Raw genomic sequence first — 14,299 nt, 5'->3', positions numbered from 1 at the left:
ATGCCTGTCTGAATAAAGTATAGCGATACGTTTATTTATTGTACCGATTTTCCATAGGAGCCGCCATGTTCGCATTGTATCAAACCGACCTATCCCGTTTTGCCGATGCCATACAGCACTTCCCTTTACTGTTCCAACCGCGCAAGGCCGACAGCCACAAAGGTAGCTACGGCACGCTGGGCATTATCGGTGGTGCGGCAGGCATGAGCGGCGCACTGGTATTGGCCGCCACCGCCGCGATTTACAACGGTTGCGGCAAAGTATGGGCAGGCTTCAACCAGCCGAACCTACCCCTGCCGCTGATTCCCGAACGCCCTGAAATCATGCTCGCCACCGCTAACGTATTGCAACAGCGCAGCGACATCAGCGCATGGGTACTCGGCTGCGGCATGGGCACTGACAACACCGCAGCCGAGCTGCTGCACCGGCAGCTTAACCAGCCCGCCGATAAACCGCTACTGCTGGATGCCGACGCACTGAATCTGGTTGCACGCGATCAAACCCTTGCCGACGCCTGTCGCCGACACGGCCGGCTGGTGCTCACGCCTCACCCCGCCGAAGCCGCCCGCCTACTGCACACCGACACCGCTTCCGTGCAGGCCGATCGCCGTTCGGCCGCCCAAAGCCTGTCTGAAAACTTCAACGCCATTGTGGTTTTAAAAGGCCATCGCAGCCTGATTGCCCAACCCGGCGCCCCCTTGCACACCAATACCAGCGGCAATGCCGGGCTTGCCACCGCAGGCAGCGGCGATGTATTAAGCGGCATCATCGGCTCGCTGCTTGCGCAAGGCATACCGCCTTATCAAGCCGTGTGCGGCGGTGTTTGGCTGCACGGCGCCGCGGCCGATGTTTTACGCAATTCGCAAATCGGCGAAAGCGGCATGCTTGCCGGCGAAATCGCCCCTGCCGCACGCTGGTTGCGCAACCGTTTGACTGCCGCGCGATGATAATAACCAAGCCCTATCTAAAATCAGGTAAAATAGCTGCGTTTTTTGTCTATCCGAGAAAGCTACCATGAGCAACCCATCCCTGAGCTACCGCGATGCCGGAGTCGATATCGATGCCGGCGACCAATTGGTCGAAAACATCAAACCGTTTGCCAAACGCACCATGCGCCCCGAAGTGCTGGGCGACTTAGGCGGCTTCGGCGCCTTGGTGGAAATCAGCAAAAAATACCAAAATCCCGTGCTGGTCAGCGGCACCGACGGCGTTGGCACCAAATTAAAACTGGCCTTTGATTGGGACTTGCACGACACCGTCGGCATCGACCTCGTTGCCATGAGTGTGAACGACATCCTGGTACAAGGCGCAGAGCCGTTATTTTTCTTGGATTATTTTGCCTGCGGCAAGCTCGATGTAGCGCGTGCCACCGATGTAATCAAAGGCATCGCGCAAGGTTGCGAAGCTTCCGCTTGCGCCCTAATCGGCGGTGAAACCGCCGAAATGCCCGGCATGTATCCCGAAGGCGAATATGATTTGGCAGGCTTCGCCGTAGGCGTGGTGGAAAAAGACAAAGTCATCAACGGCCGCAGCATCGCCGCCGGCGATATCGTGCTCGGCTTGGCTTCCAACGGCGCCCACTCCAACGGCTATTCTCTGATACGCAAAATTCTCGAGCGTGACAACCCCGATTTAGACGCCCCGTTTGACGGCAACAAAACTCTGCGCCAAGCCGTCATCGCCCCCACACGCCTTTATGTGAAACCCATTCTGGCCGCGTTGAAACAATTTACCATCAAAGGCATGGCACACATCACCGGCGGCGGCATCACCGAAAACGTACCGCGTGTTTTACCGCAAAACACCGTTGCACAAATCGACGCCGGCGCATGGGCATTGCCCAAATTGTTCCGTTGGCTGCAAGAAGCCGGCAACGTAGCGCCGCAAGAAATGTACCGCACCTTCAACTGCGGCATCGGCATGGTGCTGATTGCATCAGCAGAAGAAGCCGACGCCTTGCAAGCATTTTTAGCAGGACAAGGCGAAACGGTTTACCGCTTGGGCACAATCCGCGAGCGCATCGGCGACGAGCATCAAACGCAAATAGCGTAATCATTTTTAATAATAAGAAAGCCTGCCTGAATATTTTCAGGCAGGCTTTTTTACAGCGTTATTCAATTAACAAAAATCGGTTTGACGGATCATGTGGCAATTTTCTATTATTGTGCTCAATTATTCTTTACTCACCGCCAACGATTTTACCATCACCGCTTTCCTCAACCTCGAAGTAAACGTTTTATCATTGTAATAACGAATCTTACCAACCTTAGCAGGGTATGCCATCCCCTCGTAAATCATAATCTCGTTATCTTGGCTCATTGCCTTCAATTCCTGCGGCAGCATCAGCGCTCTTCTCTCTTCACTCTCCGATACGCTGCGCTCCCGCCCTTTGCTCACGTTCTGTTTCCGAACCGTCGTATAGCCCAGCATTTCTGAGTATTCGTTCGCATCCTGCTGCTCTCGCGGGGTATACAGTATCTGCAAGGCGTGGTTGGTAATGATGGTGCGGGCATATTCTTTGCCGTAAACCGCATCCAGTTGCGCAACCGATTGAATAATCGGAAATAATCGGATGTTATAGCCTGCCATATAGCTCACGGCATGGGCAATGATGTCCACCCTACCGATGCTGGTAAATTCGTCCATCAGCAACAGACATTGGTGCTTCAGAGCAGGATTGTCTTGCGGAAGTTGTTTGGTGTTTTGGTTAATCAGCTGGGAGAAAAACAAGTTAACGATTACCCTTGATTCAGCCAGTTTGTTCGGCAAAATACCGATGTAGACGGTCATTTTCTTTTTGCGGACATCGGTCAAGAAAAAATCGTCTGCCGAAGTGGCTGCATCAACCAGAGGGTTAAGCCAAGGATTCAACGGCTCTTTGAATGTACCCATGATAGAGCCGAAAGTTTCTTTCTCTTGAGAAACCAGCCCCGAAAAAGCAGTTTTACAGGCTTCGCTTAGAAATTCTGCTTGAGCCAGCTCTTGGAAGTAATTTTTCAATTCTTCGCCATTGCCGGATGAAAGCCGGTAAAGCTTGCCTAAGGTGCAAGGAGCCGTACCATTAGTCGATTGATTTAGCTCAGGAATGAAGCCTTTCCTGTGCTCATACTCTTCAAACAAATAAAGCGAAAAAGCCAAAAACGCATTTCTTGCCTGAGCCACCCAAAACTTGTCTTTACTGTCTCCGTCCGGATACAGCATCGCCGCAATCGACATCAAATCCGATATGCGCTGGTTTTTATCCTTTGAAACATAGGTAAACGGGTTCCAGCGATGGGTGCGCCCGTCTTCGGCAAACGGATTAAACAGGTAAACTTCCTGCCTCAACACTTCTTTGCGGTAGCCGCTGGTCAGATTGAAGTTTTCCTGTTTAATATCCAACACAACAACCGAACCTTGATAATGCAATAAATTAGGCACCACAATCCCCACGCCCTTCCCCGAACGGGTCGGTGCTGCCAGAAGAGCAAACTGCTGGCCGTTGTAATACAGCAATTTGCCGTTTTGCTTGCCTACCACAAGGCTGGTGTCGCTTTGTTTCAAAAAGCCTGCCTTAGTCAAATCGACAAGATTGGAAAAACGCGCCTCGCCGTGCAAGCTGGGTGCCCGGTTTTTCCACAACGGAATCAGCAGAATCAGCCAGAGCAGCAAAGGCAAACCAAAGCCGACGGCACCTGACGTTTTAATTTGTAAAGCATAAGCGGCAACCCGCGGGAGATGCAGCTTGCTGAAATATTGGAAATAAGTGGTTAACCCTAACGGTGTGTTGTTCAATCCCAGCCATTGCAGCAAAATAAAGCCCGAAAGATAGCAGCCGGCAACAACAGCTGCCAGCAGCATGATTATGGTCATAATAAATTGATTACGGGTGCTCATAATATTTTATTGTTTGATAAATTAAGACTAGATAATAGCCTGCCTGAATATTTTCAGACAGGCATCATTAATAATGTTTCCAACCGATAACCGATCTAAGAAATACTTCTCCCGCGCGATTGCGAATGGTATTCGGCCATTGCCATTTCACGTTGTTGCGCCTTCTGTGCCAATTCCTGCTCTGCCTGCCTTGATTGAACCACGCTTTCTTCAACCGGTGTCGCGGCTGCTTGGGTGGCGTTTACCAAACCGTAAAGTGCCTGCTCGTGAGGATAGCGGTATCCGAATCTGACTTCGCCATCATGAATGGCAAGCGCCTGAATACCCGGAAAGCCTTCCCGATAAGCCTGCACACCGGCCGCAGCCGCCATTCTATCCAGCTTGTCTTCACTGACAGCAATGTTTTTTCCTTTATGAAAATCAACTAGATGCGTCTTACACTCTTCGCAAAGTTGCCGTGCCTTTTCAGGCATATCGGCGAGGCCCAATGCAGGGGCGGTTTGGGTGTTATTTTCCATCAATGGCGGAATAACGCTTTTCTGGATTTCCCGCATAAATATTTCAGAAGAAGTGGGGATAGAGCGCATGATGTCGTAAGCTTTATTGGCTTCATTAACGCCATGAGAGAGGCCGTTTTTGAGGGCTTTTATATCACTGCGAAAATCTTGAATCATCTTTTCATTATCGTCCGCCAGTGAGCGGGCATGACGGTAGTTGAGTCGGGATAGGATTGAATCGGAGCCGGTAAAATTTTTTATCCCGTGGGCTGGCAATGTATTGGTCAAGCTGGCGCTGATTGCCGTAGGTGTCGGAGTATCGCGCTCATTGTTATAGCCGTATGCTTTCAACGGAGCGAGGTCTTTCTCTGTAGCCAACACCACCACTCTGCCGTAATGGGGGTTTGCAGCGGATACTACATCGGAAGCCTTCACATAAGCCGTTAATCGACCATTGTCTTTTTCGGGAACGCCGTGAAGGCCTGCCGCTCCGTAACCGTTAAAGGTTACCCCTTCCATCAAAATCCCTTTTTCTTCAAAAAGATGAACCTGTATTTCGGTATGAGAACCGCCTAGTGAATGACCGGTTTGCTCTACTTTGGGTTTGGGCATATCAGGACGCTTTTTATGAAACTCCTCTGCTTTTCTTAAAGCCATCAGTGTTAGTGTGGTTGCATCTTCCAACTGACTGTTAACCTGTTGAAACACCATTTTCAGGTCAATTATTCCATCTTTAAGCGATTCCGTTCCTCTATGTGCTGCGACAATAGTATTGGTTTCGACATCTTGATAAACAGCACCCTGATAATCTGTCTTAGGATTACCCCAAGTAGCAAGAACTTTATAATAATGCTTGCCAATAAGAATTTTTTTATGTTCATCAGCATTTCTTTTTTCATAAGAATCTTCTGAAAGATCTGCGTATTGTTGTCTATTTAGCTGGGACATTATTCAATCTCCTCAATTTGAACAGTCATCGTAAATAATTCATTACGTCTTTGAGCAATGTAATCGTTTAAAGAATCATATCCAGAGTCATACATATCATCCTTGTTATAGACGGAACCATCATCATTTCTATAGTAAGGGTAACCTCTTTTCCAAAAATATATTGTTCGAGTCTTCTTAGATAAAATCTCTTCTAAAATTTCTCCTATCCCAAAGTTTGTTTCATTTGGCTTTCCCGTCGCTTTAAATCCTACAGCAAAACTATATGCCTGCCAGTGGCATACTCCTTGCCCAAAATAATCTTCATCTCGCATGGCATCAAGATAAATGGTACTTTCATATTCATCTGCCCCTATCTGTTTGACTTCGGTATAAACATCTTTTTCAGGTTTAGCCTTTGCTCCGGCAAACTTAGCAATAGTATATGAGCAATTTTCAGCGATATAACCTACAGACATCTTTCCTACTGGCTTCAAAGGCCCGGGTGCATCGTTGATTTTGATTTTAATGCGGTAGGCTTTTGTGGGGTGTGGATTGAGTTGGAAACGCTTTTCAGTCTGCTCTTGAATGCTCATACGGTTCTCCGACCCGCCGCAGGCGCTTAGGCTAGCGGCGGATAATAAGGCTGCGGTTAGAAGGGAAGTAAAGGGTTTCATAAAGGCTCTTTCTTTACGAATGGATAATCACGCTATTCGAGATTTTCAGACAGCCTGATTATCAATCCGTTCGATAAATAAGGCTTTTGATAGGAAGCGAGCATTTTGTTGTCTTGTAGTCATGACTTCATTTCCTCAAGAGTAACAGTTATATTGAATAAATTTTTACGTTGTTGGTCAGTATAATATTTATTTAGTGATTCAGATTGTATGCCAGAGTCGGCCATAGTGTTGCTTTCGTATATTGAACCATCTTCATTTCTATAATATGGATATCCTTTTTTCCAGTAGAATCTAGTTTCAGTTAGTTTGAATAAAAGAGAGTTTTTTTTACTTCTTTCATCTACAAGTAGAGAACTATCTAGAATTCCCCCTATTGAAAAAGTAGTTTCTTCTGGTTTGCCTGTGGCTTGGAAACCTAGATTGAATCCACCTGCTTTCCATTGACAAATTCCTGTTCCGAAATAATCTTCATTTTGCATTCTATCTAAATAAATTATGGCTTTATATTCATTTAAAGTAGTTTGTTGAAATTCAACATTTATGAATTTTTCAGGATTAGCGCTTGCACCTTCCACATTGTTAATAATGTATGAACAATTGTCTGCTATATATTGAATCCTTGAACTGACAAGTTTCAAAGGCCCGGGCGCATCATTTATTTTGATTTTAATGCGGTAGGCTTTTGTAGGGTGAGGATTGAGTTGGAAACGTTTTTCAGTCTGCTCTTGAATGCTCATATGTTTCTCCGACCCGCCGCAGGCGCTCAGGCTGGCGGCGGATAATAAGGCGGCGGTTAGAAGGGAAGTAAAGGGTTTCATAAAGGTTCTTTCTTTACGAATGGATAATCACGCTGTTCGAGGCTTTCAGACAGCCTGATTATAAACTGACCAATCAAAACCGCACCTGCGTTTTTAATTGCCTGCGGTAAATCACTAAAGCCAAGACGATGCAGATGGTGGAGAAAGCGGCCAATAATTGCAGATAAAATGTGATGCTGGCTATTCCGCTCTGCCGCAGCAATAAGGCTTGAAAGGCTTTCAGCCCCCAAGCCATCGGGGAGATCCAGGTTAGCTGCTGCATCGTTTCGGGCATCACGTAATCGGGCACCATAATTCCGCCGAGAGCAGCCATCAGGATAATTCCGCCGCCACCAAGCACCACCGCATGCTCGGTGCTTTTTGCCGATACGCTGATTAATAAGGCATAGCCCAACGCTGCCGCGCTAACGGCAACGGCAAGCGCGGCATAAGGCCACCATGCGCCCGTTAATTCCAGTGCGGGCACGCCCAGATGAGGCAGCAGATAACGCCCCAGCAACAGCATGCCGACAAACTGTAATTGGTTAATCAGAAAATAAGGCAGCAGTTTGGCTGCTATCAATACGCTGGCCGGCGCACGCGCGAGCCGAAGGCGAGTAATCGTATTGGTTTGTCGCTCCAGCGCCATCACGTTGGAAAGCGGTATCATGATGAAAAACATACCGAAAATCAGCCAAGCGGGAACACTATGCTGCACGGCATTCGGTTTGGCCACTGCACCGTTTTGAGCAAGGTAATGCTCGCTAAACAGGTTTTTTTTCAAATAATCCGTTACAGCGTCGAATCGCTTGCCGTTTTCTTTATTTACTGTTTTCTGGATTTTCTTTTTGATGGAATTGGGCAGTTTGCCCTCTTGGATTTCTACGTTACCCAGCCCGTCAAAATAATGGTTTAGCCGGATTTCGGTGTAATGCTTTTGCAAAACGCCTTTAACGGCAGAAAGCCAAGCCGGATCGGTATCGGGAGGAACAATCAACTGCAACGGCTGCTCGTCTGCCAGATTTTGCTCGGCCGGATTGGGGTTGAAAACCACTAATTGATAACGCCCTTGGTGCAAGTTGTTTTTCGCTTCGGCCAATTGCTTTTCAGACAGGCTTGTCAAATCGATTTTCTCTGCCCGCAAGGCTTTGGCGAAACTCGGATTAACCGGATTTTCGGTAGCGCCCACCAAAGCGACGCGGCTGTTGATATGCGGATCGTCGCCTCGGCTCAGCGCCATAGACATGATCAGCATAAAAGCTATCGGCATGATGAACAATACGGCCAAACCATGCAAATCGCGCCGTAACAGTTTCAATTCTTTGATTAATGATGCGCCTATCATGTTGCTGTCCGCCTTAAAAAATCGAGATAAAAGCTTTCCAACGAAGCGCAGCCTTGTTGGAAATAGCGGATTTCCACACCGCTTTTTTGCAAGCGTTGATATAACTCGGCCGCGCTTTGCGCCGTGGCCGGTACCTCCCACATCCCATTACCGATATGCTTGGCTTGCAAGCTTTGTAAATCGCAATCCGGCAACGGCGGCTCGGTAACGAAGCGTACGCTCGGCGCCTGCGTTTGCAGCAAATCGGCCAAGCCGCCCTGATAAACCAATTTCCCTTGATTCAATAAAGCAAGATGGCTGCAAAGTTGCTCGATTTCCGGCAGATAATGCGAAGTATAGACCACTGTAATACCCGAACGGGTTAACGCGGCAACGTTTTCCAGAATGAAGCGGCGCGATTGAGGGTCGATGCCGACGGTGATTTCATCTAAAAAAACCAATTCCGGCCGGTTGACCAAACCGATAGCGAAATTCAGGCGGCGTTTCAGGCCGCCTGAAAGCTGGCGCGCCATACGGTTGCGGTATTCGGTTAATCCGGCCTGTTCTAGCAAAGATTGCAAATAGTCTTTATCACGCTCGTGATAAAGAGAAGCAAAAAACAACAGGTTATCCCATACGCTCAGCTGAGGGTAAAACGCAAAATCCTGCGGAACCAAACCGATTTTCTGACGCTTGGCGCGCGGCAATTTGCCGATGGCGGTTCCGTCAAACAAAATCTGCCCTTGTTGCACTTCCTGCAAACCGGCCAACAACGACATCAAGGTTGTTTTACCAGCGCCGTTATGCCCGAGCAGCCCCCAGCATTCTCCGGGGCGAATACTCAGCGAAACGTCTTCCAGCGCAGCAGAATCCGCACCTGAATAGCGATGGGATAACGATTGGATTTGAATCATAATGAATATAAAACGCCTGATAAGCAAATAGATTAAGACACTGAAGTATAGCCGAAAACCCTGTTTATCATCGAAAATGCCTGTCTGAATATTTTCAGACAGGCATCGGCACACCCGAGCTGTTGTATAATCCGCTCGAATCTTTTTCTTAATATCAGAGAACCAACCCATGTTTAAAGAAGCCGCCCGCCATCTAAACACTTTGCGCGACCTATTGCGTTTTGCCGTTAGCCGTTTCAACGAAGCCGGTCTTTATTTCGGCCACGGCAGCGACAATGCGCACGATGAGGCTGCTTATTTGATTTTGCATACGCTCAACCTGCCGCTAGACACGTTGAAACCCTATCTTGACGCCGCATTGCTGCCAACTGAAAAAGAACAAGTCTTGCAACTTATCGAACGGCGCGTTAAAGAGCGTTTGCCCGTGGCTTATTTAACCAACCAAGCATGGCAGGGAGAATTTGATTTTTATGTTGACGAACGAGTTATCGTGCCGCGCTCTTTTATTTACGAACTTTTAGGCGACCGGCTGCGCCCATGGATCGAATATGACGAGCTGGTACACAGCGCACTCGATTTATGCACGGGCAGCGGCTGCCTCGCCATACAAATGGCTCATTATTATCCCGATGCCGCCATTGATGCGGTTGACCTGAGCTTGGATGCCCTTGAGGTAGCCGCCATAAACGTAGAAAGCTACGGGCTGGAAGAGCGCATCAACCTGATTCATACCGATTTATTCGAAGGGCTCGATACTACCTACGATTTAATCGTTTCCAACCCGCCCTATGTCGATGCCGAATCGGTTGAGAGCCTGCCCGAAGAGTATTTGCACGAGCCTGAGCTCGCGCTCGGCAGCGGCATCGACGGGCTCGACGCCACTCGGCAAATCTTGCAGCAAGCCGCCCGTTATCTTAATCCCAAAGGCGTTTTACTGGTTGAAATCGGCCACAACCGTGAAGAATTGGAGCGCGCCTACCCTGAATTGCCGTTCACCTGGCTGGAAACCAGCGGCGGCGACGGCTTCGTCTTACTGCTGACCCGCGAGCAACTTTTAGGCGAGCAGGAATAATTCAGAATTAGGCCCGCATAATCAATGCTTGTCTGAAAACCCTTCCCCGGCTTAACATCCGGTTTGATGGTTTTCAGACAGGCATTATTCAGCATGCCAGATGCTTAATCCTTAAAAACCGCCTGATACGAATCAGCAGAAAATCCGCAGTAAAACCGACCCTCATGCGACAAAACCGGCCGTTTGATAACACTCGGTTGCTCAGCCATCAAGCGAACGGCATCATCCGGATTGGCCGCTGCAGCCTGCTCTTCAGGGTTTAGCTTGCGCCAAGTCGTTCCCCGCTTGTTCAACAAGGTTTCCAATGGAATCTGTGTCAACCATTGCCGGATTAATGCTTCTTGCGGCGGCTGTTTTTTGAAATCGACAAATTCAAAAGCAATACCCTTGTCAGCCAGCCAAACACGGGCTTTTTTGACTGTATCGCAGTTTGGAATACCGTATAATATGGTCATAAAATATCTTTAAATATGTGTTTACAAAAAATCGATTGTAGCAAAAAACCTTGTCGAAAGCGGCCAAAAAAACTATTCTTACGCCTGAATTGAAAAATTTTCCGGAGAAATGCATGAAAAAAACCCTTTTAGCCGCCCTACCCGTGTTTTTGCTCGCTGCCTGCTCGGGCAACGAAAACCAAGCGAGCGAATCCGCCCTGAAAGACGGCATCGAAAGCTTTGCCGCCGAGCAAGGCGTATGTACGCCTCTGCCGCTCGCCATTTTAGATGTTGCCGGCCAGCCGGTGCGTAACAACCTCGTCGGCGAGCCTAAACTGTCTATTGCCGACCGCAATTCAGAAGGTAAACGCATTAATAAAGAAGCCATGGAACAAATGGAAATTCTGACCGACGCAGGCATTTATCGCAAAGCAGATAAAAAATCCGTAGAGCAAGGCGACACCGAAATAAAAACCGTAAGCTATCAGCTTACCGAAAAAGGCGCCGCTATGTTGCGTTTCAATTCTCAAGGCCCGGTGGTATGCACAGGCAGCCTGAAAGTGAAAAAAATCAACTGGTTTACCGAGCCGACCCCGTCAAACGGCATGACCGTATCAAAAGTATCCTACCAAGCAGAATTGGTACCGGAAAAATGGATGAAAAAACTGCTGAAATCGAATGAAAACTTTGAGAAACAGCTGACCGAACCGCAAGAATACACCGCCACCATGGTCAAAACCAACAATGGTTGGCACGATATTCGTGAGCTGCATTAAAATTTTAAAAATCAATAGAAAAAGGTGCTTCCCATTTGGCAGCACCTTTTTTATCTCGGATTTTTCGCGGTTTTTGATTATTCCTCTTTTAGGTAGGCGCAGAAAAATGAACAAAGATATGGTTGATAATATCATTAAAATAATTGTGCTTTATTAAAAGTCTGAGTTTTCCTATTTTAAAAATCCGCACCATCAATATAATTTGCTACTTTATATAATTTTATTTATAAATCCTATTTACATTCATCCCGCTTGAATTGATTCAACCACTGGTTTGTAAAACAATGCATATGCTCCCATAATCAACATCGTTACCATCCATAACTTAATGAACATATTCATTATTAGAGCTGTTCGATTTTTCTCTCTTACTAATCTGTCAAAGCCCTCATGATATCCTGTCAACTTTTCATATTCTGTTAAATATTTACCAATCATCATTTTTAAAATAAGAATAATACCGGCCAAAACAGAGTTGGCAAGAGCCACAAGACCAAAAATGGTATTAACTATCTCAACAGTTATCATAATATTACCTCTATTTATTATTTATATAGCCTAAGCTAATATTCATCTTATGCAGTTACTTTACACTCTGTTCCGTATTCTTCAATCAACTTCGTGGAAAACTAGGCTAGCCCTTCAAACAGACTGGTTGTGCAGACATTGCTCTTATTTAAAAATCAAATGATTATAAAAAACCTGTCTTAAATATTTTCAGACAGGCTTTTGATTGAAACCGATTAATTGGATAAAGCGTTTATTCTGCCTTTTCTTGCAGATATTGGCCGCTTTTTTCTAAGGCACGGCCGGTTTTATCCACGGCGGTACGCCCTAAATCTTTGGTTTTGTCCCAACCTTTTTCAACTGCTTCGCCTCCGCGTTCCAAGCTTTGTTCTCCACGATCTTTCAGACTTTGGCTGTCTTCTTTAGCTCCGTGCCAAGTGTTAGAGCATGCAGCAAGAGTTAACAAGGTTGCGGCAATCAATAGATTTTTCATCATTTATATGTCTCCGATTAATTTAGACAAGGGTAAAATCCGCCTATCCAGACCCGAAGCATTATGCCAATAAATCCCGCAGCCTGCAAAGCTTTGCGAAAATCCCATCATTAAAAAATTACTTTCTTTTTACCATGCTTTAAACAATTATCCGAAAAGGACATTAAAACCAAATAAAGCCTGTCTGAAAACTGTGTTTCAGACAGGCTTCCCTTATTTCATCTCAATCAGCCGACGCGATAGAATGCAAGGCTGCCTAGTAGGTTGGGCAAGGTATTGACTCTTTTCCCTCCGGTCATCACGGCTCGTTCAAGAATGCGGATGCCGTTTTTCGTGCACAGCAGCTCAAAATCAATTAGTGTGCAGAAATGAATATTCGGAGTGTTATACCACTGGTAAGGCATGCGCTCGGATACCGGCATATGGCCGGTCAAGCCGAGTTGTACGCGGTTGCGCCAATAGCCGAAATTAGGAAAAGAAACAATCGCTTGCTTTGCTACACGGGTTAAATCGCGCAGAATGTTTTCTGTATTTTGCATGGCTTGGATGGTTTGGCTCAATACCAGCACGTCGAAACTATCATCGTCAAAATCCTGCAGGCCTTGCTCCAAATCGGCTTGGATAACATTAATGCCTCGCTCCATTGAAGCAAGCACGCCTTCGGTATCGATTTCCACTCCGTAGCCGCTGCATTGTTTGTTACTCACCAGAGCCGACAGCAATTCGCCTTTTCCGCAGCCCAAATCCAGCACATGGCTGCGCTCGGGCACCCAATCGTAAATCAATTGTAAGTCGTCGCGCAGATTCATGCCTGCAACTCCTTATAAATATTAGCCATATAGGCGCGCATGGCACGAATATAAGGCTCGTCGGTCATCAGAAAAGCATCATGCCCATGGTGAGATTCCACTTCGATATATTGAACATCTTTACCCGCCCTAACCAGATATTTAACCAACGCCCGTGAGCGCGTAGGGGCGAAACGCCAGTCGGTGCTGAAACTTGCCACGAAAAACTTGGCTTGAACGTTTTTCAAAGCGGCCAACAAATCATTGCCATGCTCTGCGGCCGGAGCGAAATAATCAAGCGCTTTGGTCATGCGCAGGTATGTATTGCCGTCGAAGCGCTCGGCGAATTTATCGCCTTGATAGCGCAGATAAGATTCGATTTCAAACTCAACCCCATACCCATACTGATAGCCATCGGTGCGCATAGTACGCCCGAATTTTTTCCCCAAGCCTTTTTCCGCCAGATAAGTGATGTGCCCCATCATGCGGGCGATGCGTAAGCCGCGGCGTGGAATGGTGTTGTGGCGCATGTAATGCCCGTCGTGGAAATCAGGATCGGTAATGATGGCTTGTCGGGCGACATCGTTAAACGCAATATTTTGCGCCGATAGGCGGGTGGCCGATGCAATCACCAAAGCATGTCTTACCCGGTCGGGAAAATCAATCGACCATTGCAGAGCCTGCATGCCGCCCAAGCTGCCGCCCACAATCGCCGCCCATTGCTTTATGCCGAAATGATCGGCCAAAGCGGCTTGGCTTTGCACCCAATCTTTGACCGTAACCACCGGAAAATCGGCGCCGTAAGCATCTTGTGTTTCCGGGTTTATGCTCAAAGGGCCGGTGCTGCCGTGGCAGCCGCCCAGATTGTTTAGCCCGACAACGAAAAATTTTTCAGTATCTATCGGCTTGCCGGGGCCGACCATATTATCCCACCAGCCGGGCGCTTTATCATGTTCACTATGGTAGCCCGCCACATGATGGTTGCCTGATAAGGCATGACATACCAGCACGGCATTGCTTTTATCTTCGTTGAGCTTGCCGTAAGTTTCCACCATCAAATCAAAGCGGGGCAAGGTCTGGCCGTTTTGCAAAAGCAAAGGCGATTCGAACGGAATTTTCTGCGGGCTGACCAACCCGACGCTGTCGGCTTTATTCATAAGGTGGGCATATTTTTCGGAAAACCGTTATTATAACGGCTTGCGCCGGTTTTGTGC

At 47.4% G+C, this 14,299-nt stretch carries 15 protein-coding genes; 4 read left to right on the top strand and 11 right to left on the bottom strand.

The genetic code is table 11. The annotated features are described in order from the left end of the window. Positions 1 to 65 precede the first annotated feature (65 nt). Both Q4A84_RS00520 and purM read left to right on the top strand, forming a co-directional pair. On the top strand, positions 66 to 947 hold the full coding sequence (locus Q4A84_RS00520; protein WP_303086973.1) for an NAD(P)H-hydrate dehydratase: 882 nt from the start codon (positions 66 to 68) through the stop codon (positions 945 to 947). Positions 948 to 1,014: 67 nt separating this feature from the next. Then, positions 1,015 to 2,052 (top strand): phosphoribosylformylglycinamidine cyclo-ligase, encoded by a 1,038-nt coding sequence (purM, locus tag Q4A84_RS00515; RefSeq protein WP_303086972.1) that lies wholly within the window; start codon positions 1,015 to 1,017, stop codon positions 2,050 to 2,052. A gap of 120 nt (positions 2,053 to 2,172) precedes the next feature. On the opposite strand, the gene Q4A84_RS00510 is transcribed toward purM, so the two are convergent. The 6 genes from Q4A84_RS00510 to Q4A84_RS00485 form a co-directional block, all read right to left on the bottom strand. Further along, entirely contained in the window at positions 2,173 to 3,876 is a 1,704-nt protein-coding gene (locus Q4A84_RS00510) for a type IV secretory system conjugative DNA transfer family protein (RefSeq protein ID WP_303086971.1), read from the bottom strand. A 95-nt stretch (positions 3,877 to 3,971) separates the two neighbouring features. After that, positions 3,972 to 5,321: a lipase gene (locus Q4A84_RS00505; protein ID WP_303086970.1), complete on the bottom strand. Its 1,350-nt coding sequence runs from the start codon at positions 5,319 to 5,321 to the stop codon at positions 3,972 to 3,974. Next, on the bottom strand, positions 5,321 to 5,977 hold the full coding sequence (locus Q4A84_RS00500) for a hypothetical protein (RefSeq protein WP_303086969.1): 657 nt from the start codon (positions 5,975 to 5,977) through the stop codon (positions 5,321 to 5,323). The genes Q4A84_RS00505 and Q4A84_RS00500 overlap by 1 nt, the downstream gene beginning before the upstream one ends. Positions 5,978 to 6,096: 119 nt before the next feature. Next, positions 6,097 to 6,798, bottom strand: a complete 702-nt coding sequence (locus Q4A84_RS00495) for a hypothetical protein (protein ID WP_303086968.1) — start codon at positions 6,796 to 6,798, stop codon at positions 6,097 to 6,099. Positions 6,799 to 6,871: 73 nt separating this feature from the next. Next, complete coding sequence (locus tag Q4A84_RS00490; RefSeq protein ID WP_303086967.1) at positions 6,872 to 8,122, bottom strand: ABC transporter permease; 1,251 nt, start codon at positions 8,120 to 8,122, stop codon at positions 6,872 to 6,874. Next, positions 8,119 to 9,015 carry an ABC transporter ATP-binding protein gene (locus tag Q4A84_RS00485; protein WP_303086966.1) on the bottom strand — a complete coding sequence of 299 codons (897 nt, stop codon included), beginning with the start codon at positions 9,013 to 9,015 and terminating at the stop codon, positions 8,119 to 8,121. Before Q4A84_RS00485 ends, Q4A84_RS00490 begins: the two co-directional genes overlap by 4 nt. 169 nt (positions 9,016 to 9,184) lie before the next feature. Between Q4A84_RS00485 and prmB the strand changes: the two genes are divergently transcribed. Further along, complete coding sequence (prmB, locus tag Q4A84_RS00480; RefSeq protein WP_303086965.1) at positions 9,185 to 10,087, top strand: 50S ribosomal protein L3 N(5)-glutamine methyltransferase; 903 nt, start codon at positions 9,185 to 9,187, stop codon at positions 10,085 to 10,087. Between the two features lie 104 nt (positions 10,088 to 10,191). Here prmB and Q4A84_RS00475 read toward each other — a convergent pair whose 3' ends face one another. Then, on the bottom strand, positions 10,192 to 10,542 hold the full coding sequence (locus Q4A84_RS00475) for an arsenate reductase (protein WP_303086964.1): 351 nt from the start codon (positions 10,540 to 10,542) through the stop codon (positions 10,192 to 10,194). 113 nt (positions 10,543 to 10,655) lie between these two features. On the opposite strand from Q4A84_RS00475, the gene Q4A84_RS00470 reads away from it, so the two are divergent. After that, complete coding sequence (locus Q4A84_RS00470) at positions 10,656 to 11,297, top strand: hypothetical protein (protein WP_303086963.1); 642 nt, start codon at positions 10,656 to 10,658, stop codon at positions 11,295 to 11,297. 243 nt (positions 11,298 to 11,540) lie between these two features. Here Q4A84_RS00470 and Q4A84_RS00465 read toward each other — a convergent pair whose 3' ends face one another. The 4 genes from Q4A84_RS00465 to Q4A84_RS00450 all read right to left on the bottom strand — a co-directional run bounded on the left by Q4A84_RS00465 (position 11,541) and on the right by Q4A84_RS00450 (position 14,242). After that, positions 11,541 to 11,825, bottom strand: a complete 285-nt coding sequence (locus Q4A84_RS00465; protein WP_303086962.1) for a hypothetical protein — start codon at positions 11,823 to 11,825, stop codon at positions 11,541 to 11,543. A gap of 232 nt (positions 11,826 to 12,057) precedes the next feature. Beyond that, positions 12,058 to 12,300 (bottom strand): hypothetical protein, encoded by a 243-nt coding sequence (locus tag Q4A84_RS00460; protein WP_303086961.1) that lies wholly within the window; start codon positions 12,298 to 12,300, stop codon positions 12,058 to 12,060. Positions 12,301 to 12,524: 224 nt separating this feature from the next. Further along, a complete protein-coding gene (gene metW, locus Q4A84_RS00455; protein WP_303086960.1) occupies positions 12,525 to 13,106 on the bottom strand; it encodes a methionine biosynthesis protein MetW in 582 nt (193 codons plus the stop codon). Continuing rightward, on the bottom strand, positions 13,103 to 14,242 hold the full coding sequence (locus tag Q4A84_RS00450; protein WP_303086959.1) for a homoserine O-acetyltransferase: 1,140 nt from the start codon (positions 14,240 to 14,242) through the stop codon (positions 13,103 to 13,105). The genes metW and Q4A84_RS00450 overlap by 4 nt, the downstream gene beginning before the upstream one ends. Between the last annotated feature and the right edge of the window lie 57 nt (positions 14,243 to 14,299).

Source organism: Neisseria sp. (assembly GCF_030527965.1).
Taxonomy (GTDB): Bacteria; Pseudomonadota; Gammaproteobacteria; order Burkholderiales; family Neisseriaceae; genus Neisseria.
Note: the sequence above shows the minus strand (reverse complement) of the source record. Positions and strands in the feature narration are given on the sequence as shown.

Coding starts and splice junctions, on each gene's coding strand:
- Q4A84_RS00520 (WP_303086973.1), top strand. CDS start 66: ATGTTCGCATTGTATCAAACCGACCTATCCCGTTTTGCCGATGCCATA.
- Q4A84_RS00450 (WP_303086959.1), bottom strand. CDS start 14,242: ATGAATAAAGCCGACAGCGTCGGGTTGGTCAGCCCGCAGAAAATTCCG.
- prmB (WP_303086965.1), top strand. CDS start 9,185: ATGTTTAAAGAAGCCGCCCGCCATCTAAACACTTTGCGCGACCTATTG.
- Q4A84_RS00475 (WP_303086964.1), bottom strand. CDS start 10,542: ATGACCATATTATACGGTATTCCAAACTGCGATACAGTCAAAAAAGCC.
- Q4A84_RS00495 (WP_303086968.1), bottom strand. CDS start 6,798: ATGAAACCCTTTACTTCCCTTCTAACCGCCGCCTTATTATCCGCCGCC.
- Q4A84_RS00465 (WP_303086962.1), bottom strand. CDS start 11,825: ATGATAACTGTTGAGATAGTTAATACCATTTTTGGTCTTGTGGCTCTT.
- Q4A84_RS00505 (WP_303086970.1), bottom strand. CDS start 5,321: ATGTCCCAGCTAAATAGACAACAATACGCAGATCTTTCAGAAGATTCT.
- Q4A84_RS00470 (WP_303086963.1), top strand. CDS start 10,656: ATGAAAAAAACCCTTTTAGCCGCCCTACCCGTGTTTTTGCTCGCTGCC.
- Q4A84_RS00500 (WP_303086969.1), bottom strand. CDS start 5,977: ATGAAACCCTTTACTTCCCTTCTAACCGCAGCCTTATTATCCGCCGCT.
- Q4A84_RS00490 (WP_303086967.1), bottom strand. CDS start 8,122: ATGATAGGCGCATCATTAATCAAAGAATTGAAACTGTTACGGCGCGAT.
- Q4A84_RS00460 (WP_303086961.1), bottom strand. CDS start 12,300: ATGATGAAAAATCTATTGATTGCCGCAACCTTGTTAACTCTTGCTGCA.
- purM (WP_303086972.1), top strand. CDS start 1,015: ATGAGCAACCCATCCCTGAGCTACCGCGATGCCGGAGTCGATATCGAT.
- Q4A84_RS00510 (WP_303086971.1), bottom strand. CDS start 3,876: ATGAGCACCCGTAATCAATTTATTATGACCATAATCATGCTGCTGGCA.
- metW (WP_303086960.1), bottom strand. CDS start 13,106: ATGAATCTGCGCGACGACTTACAATTGATTTACGATTGGGTGCCCGAG.
- Q4A84_RS00485 (WP_303086966.1), bottom strand. CDS start 9,015: ATGATTCAAATCCAATCGTTATCCCATCGCTATTCAGGTGCGGATTCT.